The following is an 18,468-nucleotide window of genomic DNA, read 5'->3' on the forward strand; positions in this document are numbered from 1 at the left end:
CTGCGCCATGCAATTGGCAGGCGATTTTCCTATGGCCGGGATATGATGCGCGCCCCCAGCGCCCCGCTCAGCTAGCAGAACATCATGCCCGGCACCGCCATCTATACCGACCTGTCGGGTTACTACGATCTCCTCTGCGCCGATATCGACTACGGTGCGCAAAGCCACTGTATTCATAGGCTGCAACAGCTGTTCGGCAATGCCGGCAACCGGCATCTGGATCTGGCCTGTGGTACCGGGCCGCACGTCCGGCACTTTATCGACGCGGGCTATCAGAGCGGGGGCCTCGACATCAACCAGCCCATGCTGGACAGGGCCGCCGTCCGCTGCCCGGAAGCGCATTTTGCTCTGCAGGACATGTGTGGCTTCACAGTCAGTCAGCCGTTCGATCTGATCACCTGCTTCCTTTACTCCATCCATTACAGCGCCGCGATCGAGCGACTCAAGGCCTGTATCGCCAGCGTGCATGGTGCGTTGGGCACAGGTGGGCTGTTCTGCTTCAACGCCGTCGATAAGCGCAGGATCGACAACGCATCATTCATCTCCCACAGCGCCCGTCACGCGGATGGCCTGTTCAGTTTCAGTTCCGGCTGGAACTATCCGGGCGTCGGCGAGCAGCAAGCGCTGCGGTTGCGCATCGAGAAAACCGTCGCGGGTGAAAGCCAGGTCTGGCATGACGAGCATCCCATGGTGGCGGTGAGCTTCGATGAGCTGCTCGAGCTGCTGGAGCCGTACTTCGAGGTGCATGTGCTCGAGCACGATTACGAGAGGATCGTCCCCTGGGACACAACGTCCGGGAACGCGATATTTGCCTGCGTGAAGATCTGATCCGCAGGGCCTCTAGCCAGGTGCGATCCCATCCGTCGACGCGTCGACCATACCGCTGAAAGCGGCGATGTCTTTTTCCAGGGCCGGGTTGTCAGTGCAGGTGCTTGGCTGGCGCCTGGGTCTGGATCAGGTGATCGGCCTGTCGGGCCAGTTCGTCGAGCAGACGGTCCCGTTGTTTCTCCGCGTCAGTCATGCTGGCCTGGCCGTGTTGTTGCACCAGATAGCTATATATCTGCCGGACCTCCTTGGACTGGAAGATTGGCTCGAGGTCCTGCACCGCCACTGCGCCGTTCGAAGGCTGGCTTCGAGTATTCATCACCACCTGCGGCCCGCGTGCTGCCAGCGGCTGGAAGCCCAGCGCCTGGAAATACGGCACCTTGCTGGCCACGCACGCCACTTGCGCATGGGGATAACGCGCCACCATCGCCTCGACCATGGCCCGCCCGATGCCCTGGCGACGATGGCTGGCCTGCACCGCCAGATAGACCAACGCACAGGCTTCGGGATCGTCCACATGCGGCAGGTACAGGGCGAAGCCAAGCAGGCTTGCCGGGTCATCGGCATCCAGCGCCATGAGCAGTTCAGGCTTGCCGGCCTGCGCGCCGTCCATGCTGTCCAGATAGCGATGCACCTCGAAGCCCACCACGTACTGATACAGCTGATACAGCAGGTTGTCGGGCGTCAGCGAGACGGGGCTGATGTCGCCGAGGTAGTCCACCACCATCTGCAACACCTGGCTTTTCAGCGATTCCGGCGGCGGGGTGTTCAGATGGGCAAGGGTGAACATGGAGGCTCCGGATTGGTGCGGAAAGCGGGCATTGTAAGGGGCGCGGTGGCAGGGTGGAAAACGGCAAAGCCTTTTCCACACGTTGCTTGCACGCTACACCTGAACTGAAGGCATCCGTCTGCGGCGCGCCAGACTTCGGCGCTCTGCACCGCTACGTTGTCCCGCGCCGAATGGCGCTTAGTCGCAGCCGCGTCGAGGACGCATTTCCATACTTACCTGTCGCGGCGCACATCGAGAATTTCGTCTTTACCGAGCATTTCTCGAATCCTCTGCCGGATGGTTAGTCTGCTCTCTTGCAAAGGTTGAAGGCCGAAACGTTGGCGTTCATTGTCCACCAAGCGTCGCGGCAGATGTGTTTCGCAGTAACGAGCGTATTGTTCGAAATAGATCCTGCTATACGCACCATCCTTGATCTCGATAGGCTCGTTAAGAGCCTTTCGCTTGTGTTTCACCCAAGGCTCCAGCGCATACCAGCAGGCAAGGTACATCGGGCCCCAGATATTCATGAAGTGATTCCGTGAAACTAGATTATGGAGGGCCATGTAGCCGATGCGTTGCAGATTGACCCCAACAACCTGCGCCGCTTCGAGTTCCTGGCTGGTCCAGCCGTTCGGGTTTGACTCGGGATCGTGCGCCAGCCCGCAGTAGCGATGCCTTTTGTGAGCGTCGGTGAGTAGCCTGATCTGTGGCTTGAGCGTGTCCATTTCCGACATCGCCCAGCGGAGAATGTCAGCGTCCCTGGATATCGAAGACTCCCGAATATTCTTGGAGCCCTGTTTCAGTCCTGCGAGCAAAACCAATGTGAGCACTACCATGATCACATCGGATAAACCGGAAACGCCGCTCCAGTCAAACTTGCTGAGCTCCACTTTTATGTCGGTAAACATATCTTCCCTTAACCCTGCCTGGTTGGTATGCCTGGTGGTGGCGCCTGTGTCTTATATCCTGGCGGTTACAAATTGCCATAGCTGAGGCCGCTTTTTCCAGCCGCTGGCCGCCCATCCTTGAACGTGGCTTTGGCGTGAAGTCCGTATCGCTGGATAAGCAAAGCGTTATCCACCCATGCCCACCAAGAATTCCAATGCTCATCATGGCGTCGTCTGCTCGCACAAGAATTCACCCATCCACTCGCTACCTGCTGCGCCGCCGACACCGCCAGCAACCGATGCCCCGCCGACCACAACCAGACCGCAAAACGCCGCCGCCTGAAGCGGATTGATTCAAGCTATCGATGTGCTCAGCTATCGCTGAGTTTTAGTAGGGCAACGGCCAAAAATAGCCACGCAAGACTAGTCCCCAAGAGCCACGTCGACCAAAGCATTCGAGGTTTCAGATGCTTTGGAAATCGCTCAACTTCAGCGGGCTCGAGTTCCCCTCGGCGTAGATAAAAGTTAGAAAGGAGAACCGCCCCGGTTATGGCGTTCACTTGCATATATCGGGCAGCGAATCCTGAGCCGGGCCACATATTCAACTGGTTACGGATATGGCTGCTATGCGGGAACGCTGCTTTCATTTCATCTAAATCGTGATAAGCCATGTAGATTGTAATGACTTGCCCTATTGCTCCGATCACGAAGGGGGCCAGCATAAAAGCGAATGCCCACCAAGAGTCCCAGAAAGCAGTCATGGTCTGGTTTGCTCGTACAAGAAATCGCCCATCCACTCTCCGCCTGTCTGGCCGCCAGCCCCACCCGCAACGGAAGCCGCGCCGGTGGCTACTAAAACGCATACAACGCCGCCTATACCACCTGAGCCCAACCCAATGGCTGCGCAAATTGGCGCTGCGGCCAAATGGCTAGCAAGTGGTACAGCAGCGCTTCCACTGCCCAGGCCCAGCTGCTTGCCGAGGAAAGTCGCTTTCAATTGGTTGTTGAGCTGGCGGTACAGCTGCTGGCGGGACGTGAAAAATTGCTGACTTTGCAGATGCCCATGCGTGGCGAACTCGCGCTGATGCAGGTATTCGATATCACGCAGCGTGCCGTCAATCTGCTTCAGTCCATTCCCCAGCATGTCGGTGCTAAGCCCCAGTGACTGGCTGGCGCCGTCGACCATCAGGGCGATCTCGGCCTGATGCTCAGCCATGAAGTCGGCTTCGTCCTCGCTCAGTGGTTCCAAGGCCGCACGCACCTTGGCGGCCGCCGCCATCAGCTCGGCCTCTTCGCGTGAGCAAGCGGCTGGATTGATCAGGTTGCCGAGAACGAACATTTCTCCGGCTTTGAAGCAAAGGAGGCGCCACCGTTATCAAGATTGGTCTTCGGCGACTCGGCCCGGCGGCACCAGCCATGATCAGGCAACCAACTGGAGTCGCGGTTGCCGGTGCTGTCAGGCTTCCAGCCGGTGTCCAGATCCCACCCCTGATCGAACGGGTAGGCTGCGTCTTTGAGGGTGTCCGTTCCCATGAAAATCTTCCCTGTCTTGTTGAACCGGACCGCAGTCTATCTATTTGACGGCCTTGGCTAATCGGCTCTTGTTCACGAAACTTGGGCTTGGGCACTGTCGGGGCGTTTCCATATGGAATCGAAGCCCGCCAGCATCACTGCGTTTTTTCGACACGGCGAATAGCCACGGCCCGAGTAAATGTCTGGTGGAAAAAATGAGCGGGTAGGGCAGCTAGAAAATAAGTCTGTCCCCTTTTTCGCTAGCGGAGCCAGGGCTTGTCGAAGCGTGGGGCAACGAGAAGTAGTCGGCCACGAGGCCAGGCGCTTGAATCGAATACGACGACCGGCAGTGCGCTGCTCTAGGGCCTGTTGCAGGCTTCGTTTCGCCCGCTGGATGGGCGCGCGATTATACGGACTCGACTAGTGGCTAGATAATGTCATTCGTCGGAACGATGGCTTATAGTGCGCGCCCTCGATGGATAGGTGGGGGAGCAGAGACATGGATGAAATAGCGAAGCGATGCCTTGATCAGTATCGAAACATGAAGTCCGACAACGAGCGGCGAAAGATAGAAGGTCTGCATGACTACAGCCTCATTGCATCGCTGCTGAAGCCGTCGAACGAGGTGACGCTTCACTCGCGCTTCCTCTGCTCCATGCTCAATCCGAAGGGGCTTCATTATCAGGGCAGCGTTTTTCTCGAACTCTTTCTGAAGGAACTACCGGAACAGTTTCGGCGCTTCGATCTTGAGCGCGCCACTGTCGTGCGTGAGAAGGACAGCATCGACGTTTTGATCCACGACGGCGAGCGCGCACTTATCGTCGAAAACAAGATCGATGCGCCGGACCAGCGTTATCAGATCAGCCGCTATATCGGTTGCGTGCATAGAAAGCTGTTCGCTGGCGAGGAGGATTTGTCCGATCGGGTGGCGGTGATCTACCTGAGTGCCTGGCGCTCCCAACCTAGTAAACGGTCGAACAGCCTAGCGGGATTTTCACTCGCCGGGAACGTGCTCCGCTGGGAGGGCTACGGTGGAACCAAGCCTCATGCGGATCTTCCAGACTTCCGGGACAACGCAAACGTGGCAATCCCGTTTCATCACGTCCCGTATTTTCCATCGTTGGTCCGGTGGGCTGAGAACTGCGCTGAAATGGCGCCGACCGGCGGCATACGAAACGCCTTTGAAGAGTACCGCCTCGTTTTGGAAAGGCTGCAGAAACCGAAGTCTTGGAGAAAAATCATGAGGCTCGATAGTTACGCCATGAGCCTGCCGGATACGGAACAGCGTGATATGTACGCTTTCATGATCGAGGCGCAGATGGCACTGGATCGCTTCATTGCAGCCAGGCTGTTTGAAGGGCTTAAGGCTTTGTTCGGCGAAGCGGCGCTCGTTGAGCGTGGGCCGTTCAAGACACTGGATGAAGACAACCTATTCAAATGGCTAACCAAGCAAGGCAGGAACAAGGCTTGGGAGCGTGTGGGCGCCGTCTTTGATGCCCCCACACGGCCGGTCGCGCTAGTTTTTGCCAGTGAGTTTGCCTATATGGGTGTTATGGACGAGAGGCCGTTGTGGGACAAGGCATGCAGGCATGCCAATTTGATCCACGGGGGAAACGTTAGAAGACTTCTTAGAACGCAGCAGGACGGCGTATATCGGTTCCTGGATTACATTCATAAGCAAGCGGCGCAGTGTGGGGTTCTGGCGGCACCTTTGAAAAATAAGTCGTCAGATGCGAAGTGAGAGAGCTGTTCGACGCCTTGGTTCCGCCCTGCTGGGCGGGTTCCTTTTGGCAATCGCCCGGATGGCCCGCCCCGCCATCCGGCTCGCTCCAGTTCGTTCCGCATCGCCATTCGAGGGGCGCGCCGCGAACCTTTCCGTGTGGACGACCCAAGCGTGGCGGAAAGATGAGCGGTTGGGGACGGAAAAATATGTCTGTTCACTTTTCAACGCCGTAGAACCCGATTGCTAAAAGGAGTGATAGATAGTGATCTGGAGTCGAACGATCAGGTTTCAAACCACATGCTGAAGTCAAAAACACATCAATTTCCAGTGAGTTCTAGCAGGCCAACCGCAAGACACAGCCATGCCATGCCGACACATGCCAGCTTGGTCGATAGGGTCATAAGGCGGCGCAGCGGTGGGGGGAAGTTGCTAACGTCATTGGCATCAAGCACCCCTTTTCTAACATTGAAATCCGAAAGAAGTAAGGCGCCGCTTAGCGACCCGACCAGATAGAAACGGGAAGTAAAGTTCCTTGTCCCCAAAATGTGCTGCTGCTTAGCCCACGCACTGTTTGGAAGAGCTGACAGCATGATGTTGAAGTGGCGATTACAGGCGATGTAGACACCAATCGCTACGCCAGATAACCCAATAACGAAGGGTGTCAGCATAAAAGCGAATGCCCACCAGGAATTCCAAAACTCAGCCATGGCTTAGTCTCTCTTACAGAGAACTCTCCCATCCACTCACCACCTGCCGCACCACCGGCACTGCCAGCAACCGAAACCGCCTGACTAATACCAGACCTCAAACAACGCCACCTTCGCCACCCGAAGCTGTTCCTATCGCAGCACAAGTCGATGTGGTGTATGAACTGACTACCGGCCTCTTCAGCCTCCGGCATACTTGATCAGCGCAAATGCCAAAGAAAGCCACGCCATGCCGACGAATGCGAGTTTGGTGGATAACGTCATGATTCGCCGTAGCGAGGGTGGAAAGTTGCTGACATCGTTGGCATCGAGCACACCTTTACGGACGTTGAATTCGGAGAGGAGCAGGGCGCCGCTGAGCGTACTGACCAAGTAGCATCGCGAAGCCAGGCTCGTTGTACCCACGATCTGGCGTTGCCTAGCCCAGTCACTGTTTGGAAGCGCTGAGAGCATCGTGTCGAAATGGCGGCTACAGGCGATGTAGATACCAATTGCCACACCAGATAGCCCAATCACGAAAGGGGCCAGCAAAAAAGCAAATGCCAATCCAGGGTGCCATGTATCAATATCAAAAAAACTCATGGCATCCACTCGTACAATATTTCTCCACCCTTTTCTCCAGATCCGCCGCCAATAGCGCCTCCCGCCGCCGAAGCTCCGCCAACTACAACCAAGGCACAAATAACACCGCCGATACCGCCAGAGCCCAATCCGATGGCCGCGCAAATAGCCGGTACAGCGCCGCTCCCCATCCAGACGCCGATAGATCCACCACCCAGCGCTCCAGCAAAACTCCCCGTCTCCGTAAACCGAATCTTCTGACACGCCTGGGTTTCGCCAGCCTGACAGACCTCTTGAACTTTCAAGACAGAGGCCGTACCGCCTAGGGCAATACCTATATAGCTGCCATTCTTGAGGTACTTCGCCGCCTTGGCAATTTCATTCATGTGGGTCGCGTATCCGGGTATCTGGCCTGGCGCGCCGCCTTTGCTCCAATGGTGCACCAAGTTACGGGTGGAAATGCCGAGGTCCTGGCGCAACGTTGGGTAGCTGCCCAGGCCCAGTTGCTTGCCGAGGAAAGTCGCTTTCAATTGGTTGTCGAGCTGGCGGTACAGCTGCTGGCGGGACGTGAAAAATTGCTGACTTTGCAGATGCCCATGCGTGGCGAACTCGCGCTGATGCAGGTATTCGATATCACGCAGCGTGCCGTCAATCTGCTTCAGGCCATTCCCCAGTATGTCGGTGCTAAGCCCCAGTGACTGGCTGGCGCCATCGACCATCAGCGCGATCTCGGCCTGATGCTCAGCCATGAAGTCGGCTTCGTCCTCGCTCAGTGGTTCCAAAGCCGCACGCACCTTGGTGGCGGCCGCCATCAGCTCGGCCTCTTCACGCAGGCAGGCGGTTGGATTGATCAGGTTGCCCAAGACGATCATTTCGCCGGCCTTGAAGCCTTTCGCGAAAGTGGGATTCAGCGCCTTGATGCGGTTGGCCAGGTGTTTGTGCGGTATATCGGCGAACAGCCTGGCAAGCACATGCTCGCCGGACATGCTGCGCGGCACGATGTAGAAGCCGGGCGGCAGCGCATCGGTGATTCTGAGCATGTCTGCCGGTGGCCAGTCCGAGAGCTCTGGAGTGGTTTCGGTTTTTTGGTCCCAGGCAGCAAAGGAGGCGCCGCCATTACCGGGCTTGGTCTTCGGCGACTCGGCCTGGCGGCCCCAGCCATGATCAGGCATCCAGCTTGAATCGCGCCTGTCGGTGCTGTCAGGCTTCCAGCCGGTGTCCAGGTCCCAGCTCCGGTCGGTCGGATAGGTCGGGTCTTTGAGGTTGTCCATCCTCATGACAGTCTTCCCTGTACGGTTCAATCAGGCAGCAGTCTATCCATTTGAAACATCAGCCTATCGGCGCTCGTTCACGAAACGTGTGTCGGAGCAGCGTTCTGGCGGCGCGTTTGAAGTTGCCTGATCGTTCGGCGAAGCACGGTAGCAATCAGCTCGAGAAGCGCAAAAGCTGCCAGAAACTTGGAGCCAGTGCGTAGGGTGGAAAACGGCGAAGTCTTTTCCACGCGTCGGTCCGCATCACCTACGAATTCCGACCGGCTTCATCACCGCACCAGTCAACTGAATAGACACCAGCCCTGACCGCCCGGTGAAAGCTTGAATTTGGCCAGTCGACGACACGCTCCACCAGGCCATGCTTCAACGGATTCAGATGCACGTAGTCGACGTGCTGCCGGTAATCCCGTTCGTCCTGAATCAGATGTTCCCAATAGCGCCGTTGCCAAATGCCGCGCTCGCCGCGGGAGCGTTGGGTTGCCGTCAGCACCTCGGTCTTCGGCAAACGCCGGGCGAAAGCGAATTTGATGACCTTCCAGCGCAGGGCGAAATCGGCATCGCCATCGGGCAGCGTCCAGACGCAGTGCATGTGGTCGGGCAGGACGACCCAGGCATCGATATGAAACGGATGACGTGAGCGCGTGGCCCGCACCGTCTCGCGGAGCAGGTCGATATGGCGGACCAGCAGGTCGCTGCGGCGGTTGAGCAGGTTGACGGTGAAGAAATACGTGGCGCCCGGCACGTGGGCGCGGCGGTAGCGGGACATGGCGGCTCATCCTTGAGCGTTGTGTTGGTGGGAAGTCCGTATCGGTGGATAAGCAAAGCGTTATCCACCCTACGCCATCTCACCCACCCATTCCGCCGACGCCTCGACGTCGTAGGGTGGAAAACGGCGAAGCCTTTTCCACGCGTCACTTCCAGGCTACCTCGCTTTTCGTACAGAACCTAGTCGTCTATGGATCCCCACTTTAAAAAGAATGCAAAGAATGGGTCGGTTATGTATAGCTCTTGATCTGCCTTTATCCAGTCGATTACTGGTGTGGATGCTTCATCATTAGAAGCTATTTCGGACATCTTCTCTAGAACTCGTGAGACTTCATGCGCTTGGGGGATTTCAGCTGCTAACGTCTCTTTAATAGTTGAGCGTAATACTTCATAGTCAACCCGTTGCATGCCGGGAGATATTTTTGCTAGCGCAAGAAGGACTACTTTGTAAATGTCTGCAGTTCCACCGGCGGCTAGAGGCCTAGGCTTTCTGTCTGACCTTTGGCGAGGGCCTTTTGCTAATTTCTCGAATATAACTTTTCCAGTGTGATTGGCGATATTTTTGAAAGTGTCGTCGCTAATTGATGTGATAGTCAGTTTTTGAGGTAGAGTTTTTTCTATTCCATTTTGCCTTGCTAATTCTGAACAGAATTCTTGCATTAGGTGAGGGCTGCCGTAAGACTCTTCTGCCATTCGGTCGTTGACACTCTTTTCAGTCTCAGCTTTCAGCAAGGGGAAACCGATAGATGCAATTTCCATTAGCTCGTCTTTTGACCAAGCTGGCACAGGGATCGGGTGAATACGTTGAGTCATTTCTTTCTCAACTTTAACAGCGTCATAACGGCGATGAGGAATGGCGATCGCAACTACAGCAAGACCGTCAAAAATCAGTGGTTTTAAAGCGCGAACAATATCTCCTTGAAATTTTCTACTGAGGTAGTGAAAGTCATCAATAATTATCGTAGGAGTGTGTTTTCGTATTGCAAGAATTGCTGCTGCTCGTGGGGAGAGTGTTCGACTACTTTTTTCCCCATCAGAGGATTTTTTTCCGTTGGTGGCGCCGATCTTTCCTTTGCCTTTAACAAGTAATGGAACACCTATTTCCCCAGTGGCATCTCCGGATATAGAGCTGCTTGACTCGCTGGTTGTTGATTCTTCGTGAGAAGTATATTCATGTAGGGCTTCAAGAATAAATGACCAGAAGTCATTTTCTTCACATATAGAACCTCCATCTATCCAAATATTTTTTGGATTGCTTCGTGGGAATATTTTATTGGTAAGTACAGTTTTTCCGGATTTTGTGGAGCCTGTTAGGGTGACGAGCTTGCATAGATTTCTAGAGACTTTTTGTAAGTCTTTTTCAAGTGTGAGTTTGGCTCTTGAGATATATGTGAACTTGGGCATTCCACCAGGAACAAAGACTTCTTCGACGAAATATTCTTTTGTCATTAAGTAACTCCAAAAAATAAGCCCCGCACTGGGCGGGGCTTCAAGTCTTTACTCGCCACCCCAAACATCCATTTCAGGTAAAGCGCTCTTAATCTCTTTAGTGAGTTTCCGGAATCAATCCCAGCTCAAAGCCCCACCCGTCTGATACTCAATCACCCGCGTCTCGAAGAAGTTCTTCTCCTTCTTCAGGTCCATGATCTCGCTCATCCACGGGAACGGGTTGGTGGTGCCCGGATACTCTTCCTTCAGGCCGATCTGGGTCAGGCGGCGGTTGGCGATGAACTTGAGGTAGTCCTCCATCATCGCGGCGTTCATGCCCAGTACGCCGCGGGGCATGGTGTCGCGGGCGTATTCGATTTCGAGCTGAGTGCCCTGGAGGATCATCTGGGTCGCTTCGTCCTTCATCTCGGCGTCCCACAGGTGCGGGTTTTCGATCTTGATCTGGTTGATCATGTCGATGCCGAAGTTCAGGTGCATGGACTCGTCGCGCAGGATGTACTGGAACTGCTCGGCGGTGCCGGTCATCTTGTTGCGGCGGCCCATGGAGAGGATCTGGGTGAAGCCGCAGTAGAAGAAGATGCCTTCGAGCACGCAGTAGTAGGCGATGAGGTTGCGCAGGAACTGCTTGTCGGTCTCCGGGGTGCCGGTCTGGAAGGTCGGGTCGGAGATGGAACGGGTGTACTTGAGGCCCCAGCTGGCCTTTTTCGCGACGCTCGGGATCTCGTGGTACATGTTGAAGATCTCGCCTTCATCCATGCCCAGCGACTCGATGCAGTACTGGTAGGCGTGGGTGTGGATCGCCTCTTCGAAGGCCTGGCGCAGGATGTACTGGCGGCATTCGGGGTTGGTGATCAGGCGGTAGGTGGCCAGCACGAGGTTGTTGGCGACCAGGCTGTCGGCGGTGGAGAAGAAGCCGAGGTTGCGCTTGACGATGCGGCGCTCGTCTTCGCTGAGGCCGTCCTTGCTCTTCCACAGGGCAATGTCGGCGTTCATGTTCACTTCCTGCGGCATCCAGTGGTTGGCGCAACCATCCAGATACTTCTGCCAGGCCCAGTCGTACTTGAAGGGGACGAGCTGGTTGAGGTCGGCGCGGGCGTTGATCATGCGCTTTTCGTCGACGCGCACGCGGGCCGATTCGCCTTCCAGTTCGTTGAGGCCTTCCTGGATGTCCAGGTCGTCCAGCGCGCGCTTGGCGCGGGCGATGGCGTCGGAGTCGTCGGCGGCAACGGCGCGGGCTTCTTCGACGGAGCCGGCGGCGTCCTGGTCGAGTTTGACCGGTGCTTCGTTGCTGGCGGCAGCGGCGGCTTGTGCGGCGGCCGGTGTTGCGGTGGTTTCTTCTTCGTCGAATTCGTCCCAGCTCAGCATGGTGGTTTCTCCTGATTGGGGACCGGTCATGGCCGGTCGGAAATGTTTGGGCTTTTGGTTTGCACGCAAAAGCGGGTGTTTGGTTGGGGAGGGTGGTGGTGCCCCGCGCCCTTTGTGTTCTGTATCAGGTCGAGGTTTGGGCCCGGCCTTTGTGTTGTCTGGTGGGCTGCCCCTCACCCTAGCCCTCTCCCCGGAGGGGCGAGGGGACTGGATCAGGGCTGGCCTCTGGCTATTGCACTAACTCGGATCGGGAGTTGGCGGATAGTGGATCGCGAGCAAGGACTAGGCGTCCCCCTCGCTCCTACAGGGTCGGTGTTGCCCTCAAGCCTCGACGCAGCGCTTTTCAGCAGCAGCTCGCTGCGAGCGGTTTCCAGAGCGTGGCAGCGCAAGGCGCCCGACAGGTCGGAGCCCCTGAGCGTACGCATGTACGTGACGGGGGCGGCCTGGCGGGCAACAACGCGCGGTCCGCTCTGGGGACCGCGACTTAACTACTTATTGGCAAGCTTCGCAGTCTGGCTCATCGATGGCGCAGGCTTTCGGCACCGGTGCCGGGCCGGCGGACATCTCCGGCGCTGGCGCGGCTTTCGCCGGGGCGGCGCTGGTGCCGCTGTTGCCACCGCTGGACACGGCGTTGAGCTTGCCGGTGTTGACGGTGGACTTCTCGGTGCTGGTCGCGGCCAGGGCACGGAGGTAATAGGTGGTTTTCAGGCCACGGTACCAGGCCATGCGATAGGTCACGTCCAGCTTCTTGCCGCTGGCGCCGGCGATGTAGAGGTTCAGCGACTGGGCCTGGTCGATCCACTTCTGGCGGCGGCTGGCGGCGTCGACGATCCACTTGGTTTCCACTTCGAAGGCGGTCGCGTAGAGGTCTTTCAGCTCCTGCGGGATGCGCTCGATCTGCTGCACCGAACCGTCGTAGTACTTGAGGTCGTTGATCATGACCGCGTCCCACAGGCCGCGCGCCTTGAGGTCGCGAACCAGATAGGGGTTGATCACGGTGAATTCGCCCGAGAGGTTCGATTTCACGTACAGGTTCTGGTAAGTCGGCTCGATGGACTGCGAGACGCCGGTGATGTTGGCGATGGTCGCGGTCGGGGCGATGGCCATGATGTTCGAGTTACGGATGCCGTTCTTGACGCGGGCACGCACCGGCGCCCAGTCCAGGGACTCGGTCAGGTCGACGTCGATGTACTTCTGGCCACGCGCTTCGATGAGGATCTGCTGCGAATCGAGCGGCAGGATGCCCTGGCTCCACAACGAACCCTGGAAGGTTTCATAGGCGCCGCGCTCGTCGGCCAGGTCGCAGGAGGCCTGGATGGCGTAGTAGCTGACCGCTTCCATGGACTTGTCGGCGAAGTCGATGGCGGCATCGGAGCCGTAGGGGATGTGCTGCAGGTACAGCGCGTCCTGGAAGCCCATGATGCCCAGGCCCACCGGGCGGTGCTTGAAGTTGGAGTTGCGCGCCTGCGGCACCGAGTAGTAGTTGATGTCGATGACGTTATCGAGCATCCGCACGGCGGTGCGCACGGTGCGCTCCAGCTTGGCGGTGTCCAGCTTGCCGTCGACCATGTGGTTCGGCAGGTTGACCGAGCCCAGGTTGCAGACGGCGATCTCGTCCTTGTTGGTGTTCAGCGTGATCTCGGTGCAGAGGTTGGAGCTGTGCACCACGCCGACGTGCTGCTGCGGGCTGCGCAGGTTGCACGGGTCCTTGAAGGTCAGCCACGGGTGGCCGGTTTCGAACAGCATGGAGAGCATCTTGCGCCACAGGTCTTTGGCCTGCAGGGTCTTGTAGTTCTTGATCTTGCCGTATTCGATCAGGGCTTCGTAGTACTCGTAGCGCTCCTCGAAGGCCTTGCCGGTGAGGTCGTGCAGATCGGGTACGTCGGACGGGGAGAACAGGGTCCAGGTGCCGTCATCGAAGACACGCTTCATGAACAGGTCCGGAATCCAGTTGGCGGTGTTCATGTCGTGGGTGCGGCGACGGTCGTCACCGGTGTTCTTGCGCAGCTCGAGGAATTCCTCGATGTCCAGGTGCCAGGTTTCCAGGTAGGCGCAGACCGCGCCCTTGCGCTTGCCGCCCTGGTTGACCGCCACCGCGGTGTCGTTGACCACTTTCAGGAAGGGCACGACGCCCTGGGATTTGCCGTTGGTGCCCTTGATGTAGGCGCCCAGTGCACGCACTGGCGTCCAGTCGTTGCCCAGGCCGCCAGCGAACTTGGAGAGCAGGGCGTTATCGCGGATGGCGTCGTAGATGCCGCCCAGATCGTCCGGCACGGTGGTCAGGTAGCACGACGACAGCTGCGGACGCAGGGTGCCGGCGTTGAACAGGGTCGGCGTGGAGGCCATGTAGTCGAAGGACGACAGCAGGTTGTAGAACTCGATGGCGCGGGCTTCACGCTGTTCTTCCTCGATGGCCAGGCCCATGGCGACGCGCATGAAGAAGATCTGCGGCAGCTCGAAGCGGACGTTGTCCTTGTGGATGAAGTAGCGGTCGTAGAGGGTCTGCAGGCCGAGGTAGGTGAACTGCTGGTCCTGCTCGTGATTGATCGCGGCGCCCAGCTTGGCCAGGTCGTATTCCTTCAGGCGCGGGTCGAGCAGCTCGAACTGCACGCCTTTTTCCACGTAGGCCGGCAGGGCCTTGGCGTAGAGGTCGGCCATTTCGTGATGGGTGGCGGACTCGGCGACCCCGAGGAAGCCCAAGGCTTCGGCACGCAGGGTGTCCATCAGCAGGCGGGCGGTGACCTGGCTGTAGTTCGGCTCGCGCTCGACCAGGGTGCGGGCGGTCATCACCAGGGCGGTGTTGACGTCATTCTCGGCCACGCCGTCGTAGAGGTTCTTCAGGGTTTCGCGCTCGATCAGCGCGCCGTCGACCTCGGCCAGGCCTTCGCAGGCCTCGCTGATGATGGTCTGCAGGCGGCCCATGTCCAGCGGCTGCTGGCTGCCGTCGGCACGGGTCACGCGGATGCTCGGGTGCGGCTGGGCAATATCGCCACCGGCGGCGGCATTGACGCTCTTGCGCTCCTGGGCACGCGCTTCGCGGTAGATCACGTAGTCGCGGGCGACCTTTTGTTCGCCGGCACGCATCAGGGCCAGTTCGACCTGATCCTGGATTTCTTCGATGTGGATGGTGCCACCGGACGGCATGCGGCGACGGAAGGTCGCGGTGACCTGTTCGGTCAGGCGCGCGACGGTGTCGTGAATGCGCGAAGAGGCGGCAGCGTTACCGCCTTCCACTGCGAGGAACGCCTTGGTGATGGCCACGGTGATCTTGTCGTCGGTGTAGGCCACGACGGTACCGTTGCGCTTGATCACGCGCAGCTGGCCCGGGGCGGTGGCCGCCAGATCCGGTGCATCGGCTGACAGCGGGTTCTCGCGAGTGGATTGGTTCTGCATGGGGGCTCCGGATTCTCTCTTGGGTCGCGGTTCTGATTCTGTCTGCGGGCTCTGTTGAGCCGGCGTCTTGTTGCATGAGCCATGCCCCGGATCGCGGCGGCATGGAGGTGTCGCAAGGAATAGCGCTGACTCGGCCGGTCACGGGCCGGGTCGGTGCCGAAAGGATAGTCAGGCTGTTTAAGCTGTCAACACAATATCTTGTGTTTTGTTTCGATTCCGAGCACAGCTACTAGATTCGGGATCGGGGTCTCGATGCCGACTGTCCAGGGCTTGCATTTATGCTTCATCTGAGGCAGTCGACGGTGTTGCAGAGCGGTGGAAGCGGGCTGCACGCTCGCTTTCCGGTAATCTCGTCAGTTGTGTCGTTTAGCATTAATAGACCCAACATCTAGGGGCTGCGGCGCGCAGGGGCGACAAGATAATGCCGCCCGGAAACCAATGCAAGGTGCGTCTCGGGGATAACCTGTGGATAACGTGTGCGCCTTTTGTGGGTGAAAGCGCGGCTTCCGGCCGCAGGCCGCATGGCTTCGGCACTTGGCACAATACCGACGAAATACGCGCCGCCGGGCATATTTTGCATCCGGTCGATGACACTACATGTTGTGTTTGTCGTCGCGCGATTTTTGTGCGTCGTGCGGGGCCGGGCGTTGGGTACAATGCGCGCTGTTCGGTTTGTGGCCTGACATGTTGACAGGGGACGGGGATGGAACAAGAGACATGGCGGATTCTCATCGTCGAAGACGATCGAAGACTGGCCGAGCTGACGCGGGAATACCTGCAGGGCAATGGCGGCTTCGAGGTGTCGATCGAGTCGGATGGCGCCTGCGCCGCCGAGCGCATCATCGAGGAGCGGCCTGATCTGGTCGTGCTCGATCTGATGTTGCCCGGCGAGGATGGCCTGTCGATCTGCCGGCAGGTGCGTGATCGCTATGAGGGTCCGATCCTCATGCTCACCGCGCGGGCCGACGACCTGGATCAGGTGCTGGGGCTGGAAACCGGCGCCGATGATTACGTGTGCAAGCCGGTGCGGCCGCGCTTGCTGCTGGCGCGCATCCGCGCCTTGCTGCGTCGTCGCGAGGCGCCGGAAGCAGGCGCCAATGCCAGGCGCCTGCAGTTTGGCCCGCTGGTGATCGACAGTGCGCTGCGCGAGGCCTGGCTGCGCGAGCAGCAGATCGACCTGACCGGCGCAGAGTTCGATCTGCTCTGGCTGCTGGCCTCCAACTCCGGGCGCATCCTTTCCCGTGAGGAAATCTTCGCCCAGCTGCGCGGCATCGAATATGACGGCCAGGACCGCTCCATCGATGTGCGCATCTCGCGTATCCGGCCCAAGATCGGTGACGACCCGGATCATCCGCGGCTGATCAAGACGGTGCGCGGCAAGGGTTATCTGTTCGTCTCCGAAGCAGCTGCGGCGCTGGTTTAGCCGCGCGCCCATGAATTCGATCTTCCTGCGCATCTACGGCGGCATGCTCGGGGTGCTGGTGCTGGTGGCACTGCTCGGCGCGGGCGGGCTGCATCTGCTCAATCAGTTTCGCGCGGACGATCATCGCGAACGCCTGGCCAGCGGCACCTTCCGCCTGATGGCGCACAATATGAGCAGCATGACGCCGATCGAGCGGCGCCAGGCCGCTAACCTCTGGGGGCGGCTGCTGGGCATTCCGCTGCGGGTGCGCACGCTGGACGATGTCAGTCTGGATAGTCGTCTGGAGGCGCGCTTGCTGCGCGGGCAGGTGCTGGTCGAGCAGATCCGCCCGCAGAGCACCACGGTGTTCAGTCTGGTCAGTGCGCAGGATGGGCTGGTGCTCACCGGCGAGGTGGAGCAGCTCAGCGAGCAACTGGCGCGCGCCACGATCTACCTGCTGATCGACGAATTGATCCGCTATCCGGAAGCCGAGCAGCCGCAGCGACTCGCCGAGCTGAAACGGGCGCGTGGCTTCGGCTTCGAGCTGGAGCTGCTCACGCGCAACAACGCCAACCTCGATGACGACCAGCGTCGGCGCCTCGACGAGGGGGACACGGTGATGGCGCTGGAGCGGGGCGGCGATGCCATTCGCGTGTTCGCTGCCATCGCCGGCACCGGCTGGATCATGCAGCTCGGACCGCTGCATCAGATGAATCCCTATCCACCGCAACTGCTGGTGCTGATCGGCCTGCTCGGGTTGTCGCTGATCGGCCTGACCGTCTATCTGCTGGTGCGCCAGCTGGAACAGCGCCTGAGCGTGCTGGAAAGCGCCGCGACGCGCATCGCCGGGGGCGACCTGGAAACCCGCGTGCCTGATGTCGGCAGCGACTCGGTCGGCCGTCTGGCAGCGGCGTTCAACGGCATGGCCAGACATCTGCAACGGTTGCTGGCGGTGCAGCGCGAGATGGTCAGCGCTGTCGCCCATGAGCTGCGCACGCCTGTCGCCCGCCTGCGCTTCGGCCTGGAGATGACGGCCGAGGCGCCGACCGCTGAGGCTCGGCAGAAATACCTGCAGGGCATGGACAGCGATATCGACGACCTTGATGCGCTGGTGGACGAGATGCTGGTGTATTCGCGGCTGGAGCGCGGCTCGCCGAACCTGAGTTTTCAGCCGGTGGATCTGGGGGCGCTGGTCGATCAGGTGATCGGCGAGCTGGCGCCATTGCGCGCGGGCGTCGCTGTCGTGCGCGGCGACTGCATCGCGGCAGCCGATGGCAGCAATTGGGCCGAGGCCGAGCCGCAGTATCTGCGTCGCGCGCTGAGCAATCTGGTCACCAATGCCATGCGCCACGCCGAAGGCCGGGTGCGGGTCAGCTTTGCCATCGATGGGCAAACGGTTCGGCTGGATGTGGATGACGATGGCCCCGGCGTGCCGGAAGCGGATTGGGAGAAGGTCTTCACCCCGTTCCTGCGCCTGGACGACAGCCGCACCCGCGCTTCGGGTGGGCACGGGTTGGGCTTGTCCATCGTCCGACGCATCATCTACTGGCATGGGGGGCGTTCCCAGCTGGGTCACAGCGAGCTGGGCGGCGCGCGCTTCAGCCTCGTCTGGCCGCGCCAACGACCCGACCCGTAGGGCTGGCGCTCACATTCGCCAGGCGAGCCGGTGGATGTGAAAAGCGACATCCACCCTACGACCTCATGACTGGCCGTAGGGTGGGCTTCAGCCCACCAACACCTGATGTGCATGGCCTTCACCCTGGGCGAAAGCCCGCCCTGCGCTGCCTGAACGACGCAATGATCTGCGAGGAAGAATTCGAGGCCTGATCCACTGCCGGC

16 protein-coding genes are annotated in these 18,468 nt (G+C 59.1%); 4 read left to right on the forward strand and 12 right to left on the reverse strand.

Translation table 11 applies throughout. The annotated features are described in order from the left end of the window. Positions 1-84 precede the first annotated feature (84 nt). Positions 85-828, forward strand: coding sequence for a class I SAM-dependent DNA methyltransferase (locus B597_RS45115; protein ID WP_003292183.1), 744 nt, complete (start codon positions 85-87; stop codon positions 826-828). A gap of 91 nt (positions 829-919) precedes the next feature. Here B597_RS45115 and B597_RS45120 read toward each other — a convergent pair whose 3' ends face one another. The 5 genes from B597_RS45120 to B597_RS47785 form a co-directional block, all read right to left on the reverse strand. After that, complete coding sequence (locus B597_RS45120; RefSeq protein ID WP_003292182.1) at positions 920-1,615, reverse strand: GNAT family N-acetyltransferase; 696 nt, start codon at positions 1,613-1,615, stop codon at positions 920-922. 212 nt (positions 1,616-1,827) lie between these two features. Beyond that, entirely contained in the window at positions 1,828-2,502 is a 675-nt protein-coding gene (locus B597_RS45125; RefSeq protein ID WP_003292180.1) for a hypothetical protein, read from the reverse strand. Positions 2,503-2,852: 350 nt separating this feature from the next. Then, entirely contained in the window at positions 2,853-3,242 is a 390-nt protein-coding gene (locus tag B597_RS45130) for a hypothetical protein (RefSeq protein WP_003292179.1), read from the reverse strand. Further along, positions 3,239-3,820: a hypothetical protein gene (locus tag B597_RS45135; RefSeq protein ID WP_003292178.1), complete on the reverse strand. Its 582-nt coding sequence runs from the start codon at positions 3,818-3,820 to the stop codon at positions 3,239-3,241. The genes B597_RS45130 and B597_RS45135 overlap by 4 nt, the downstream gene beginning before the upstream one ends. After that, the gene (locus tag B597_RS47785; RefSeq protein WP_226925014.1) at positions 3,799-4,014 is read right to left on the reverse strand and encodes a hypothetical protein; all 216 of its coding nucleotides are present in this window, start codon (positions 4,012-4,014) and stop codon (positions 3,799-3,801) included. The genes B597_RS45135 and B597_RS47785 overlap by 22 nt, the downstream gene beginning before the upstream one ends. Before the next feature lie 478 nt (positions 4,015-4,492). On the opposite strand from B597_RS47785, the gene B597_RS46125 reads away from it, so the two are divergent. After that, entirely contained in the window at positions 4,493-5,734 is a 1,242-nt protein-coding gene (locus B597_RS46125; RefSeq protein WP_003292177.1) for a PDDEXK-like family protein, read from the forward strand. A 299-nt stretch (positions 5,735-6,033) separates the two neighbouring features. Here the strand turns inward: B597_RS46125 and B597_RS47195 are convergent, their stop codons facing one another. The 7 genes from B597_RS47195 to B597_RS45165 form a co-directional block, all read right to left on the reverse strand. After that, positions 6,034-6,423, reverse strand: a complete 390-nt coding sequence (locus B597_RS47195; RefSeq protein ID WP_152028207.1) for a hypothetical protein — start codon at positions 6,421-6,423, stop codon at positions 6,034-6,036. A 180-nt stretch (positions 6,424-6,603) separates the two neighbouring features. Beyond that, positions 6,604-7,005: a hypothetical protein gene (locus B597_RS45145; RefSeq protein WP_003292176.1), complete on the reverse strand. Its 402-nt coding sequence runs from the start codon at positions 7,003-7,005 to the stop codon at positions 6,604-6,606. Beyond that, the gene (locus tag B597_RS45150) at positions 7,002-8,261 is read right to left on the reverse strand and encodes a hypothetical protein (protein WP_003292175.1); all 1,260 of its coding nucleotides are present in this window, start codon (positions 8,259-8,261) and stop codon (positions 7,002-7,004) included. Before B597_RS45150 ends, B597_RS45145 begins: the two co-directional genes overlap by 4 nt. Before the next feature lie 241 nt (positions 8,262-8,502). Continuing rightward, positions 8,503-9,021, reverse strand: a complete 519-nt coding sequence (locus tag B597_RS45155) for an REP-associated tyrosine transposase (RefSeq protein ID WP_003292174.1) — start codon at positions 9,019-9,021, stop codon at positions 8,503-8,505. 179 nt (positions 9,022-9,200) lie between these two features. Then, positions 9,201-10,469, reverse strand: a complete 1,269-nt coding sequence (locus B597_RS46750; RefSeq protein WP_082321594.1) for a hypothetical protein — start codon at positions 10,467-10,469, stop codon at positions 9,201-9,203. A gap of 114 nt (positions 10,470-10,583) precedes the next feature. Next, positions 10,584-11,834 carry a ribonucleotide-diphosphate reductase subunit beta gene (locus B597_RS45160; protein ID WP_024162547.1) on the reverse strand — a complete coding sequence of 417 codons (1,251 nt, stop codon included), beginning with the start codon at positions 11,832-11,834 and terminating at the stop codon, positions 10,584-10,586. A gap of 492 nt (positions 11,835-12,326) precedes the next feature. Further along, a complete protein-coding gene (locus B597_RS45165; RefSeq protein ID WP_003292171.1) occupies positions 12,327-15,227 on the reverse strand; it encodes a ribonucleoside-diphosphate reductase subunit alpha in 2,901 nt (966 codons plus the stop codon). Between the two features lie 703 nt (positions 15,228-15,930). Between B597_RS45165 and B597_RS45170 the strand changes: the two genes are divergently transcribed. Both B597_RS45170 and B597_RS45175 read left to right on the forward strand, forming a co-directional pair. Beyond that, the gene (locus B597_RS45170) at positions 15,931-16,650 is read left to right on the forward strand and encodes a winged helix-turn-helix domain-containing protein (RefSeq protein ID WP_003292170.1); all 720 of its coding nucleotides are present in this window, start codon (positions 15,931-15,933) and stop codon (positions 16,648-16,650) included. A 10-nt stretch (positions 16,651-16,660) separates the two neighbouring features. Then, entirely contained in the window at positions 16,661-18,265 is a 1,605-nt protein-coding gene (locus tag B597_RS45175) for an ATP-binding protein (protein WP_003292169.1), read from the forward strand. Positions 18,266-18,468 lie beyond the last annotated feature (203 nt).

Origin of the sequence: Stutzerimonas stutzeri KOS6 (genome assembly GCF_000307775.2) — a bacterium.
Lineage (GTDB): Bacteria > Pseudomonadota > Gammaproteobacteria > Pseudomonadales > Pseudomonadaceae > Stutzerimonas > Stutzerimonas stutzeri_B.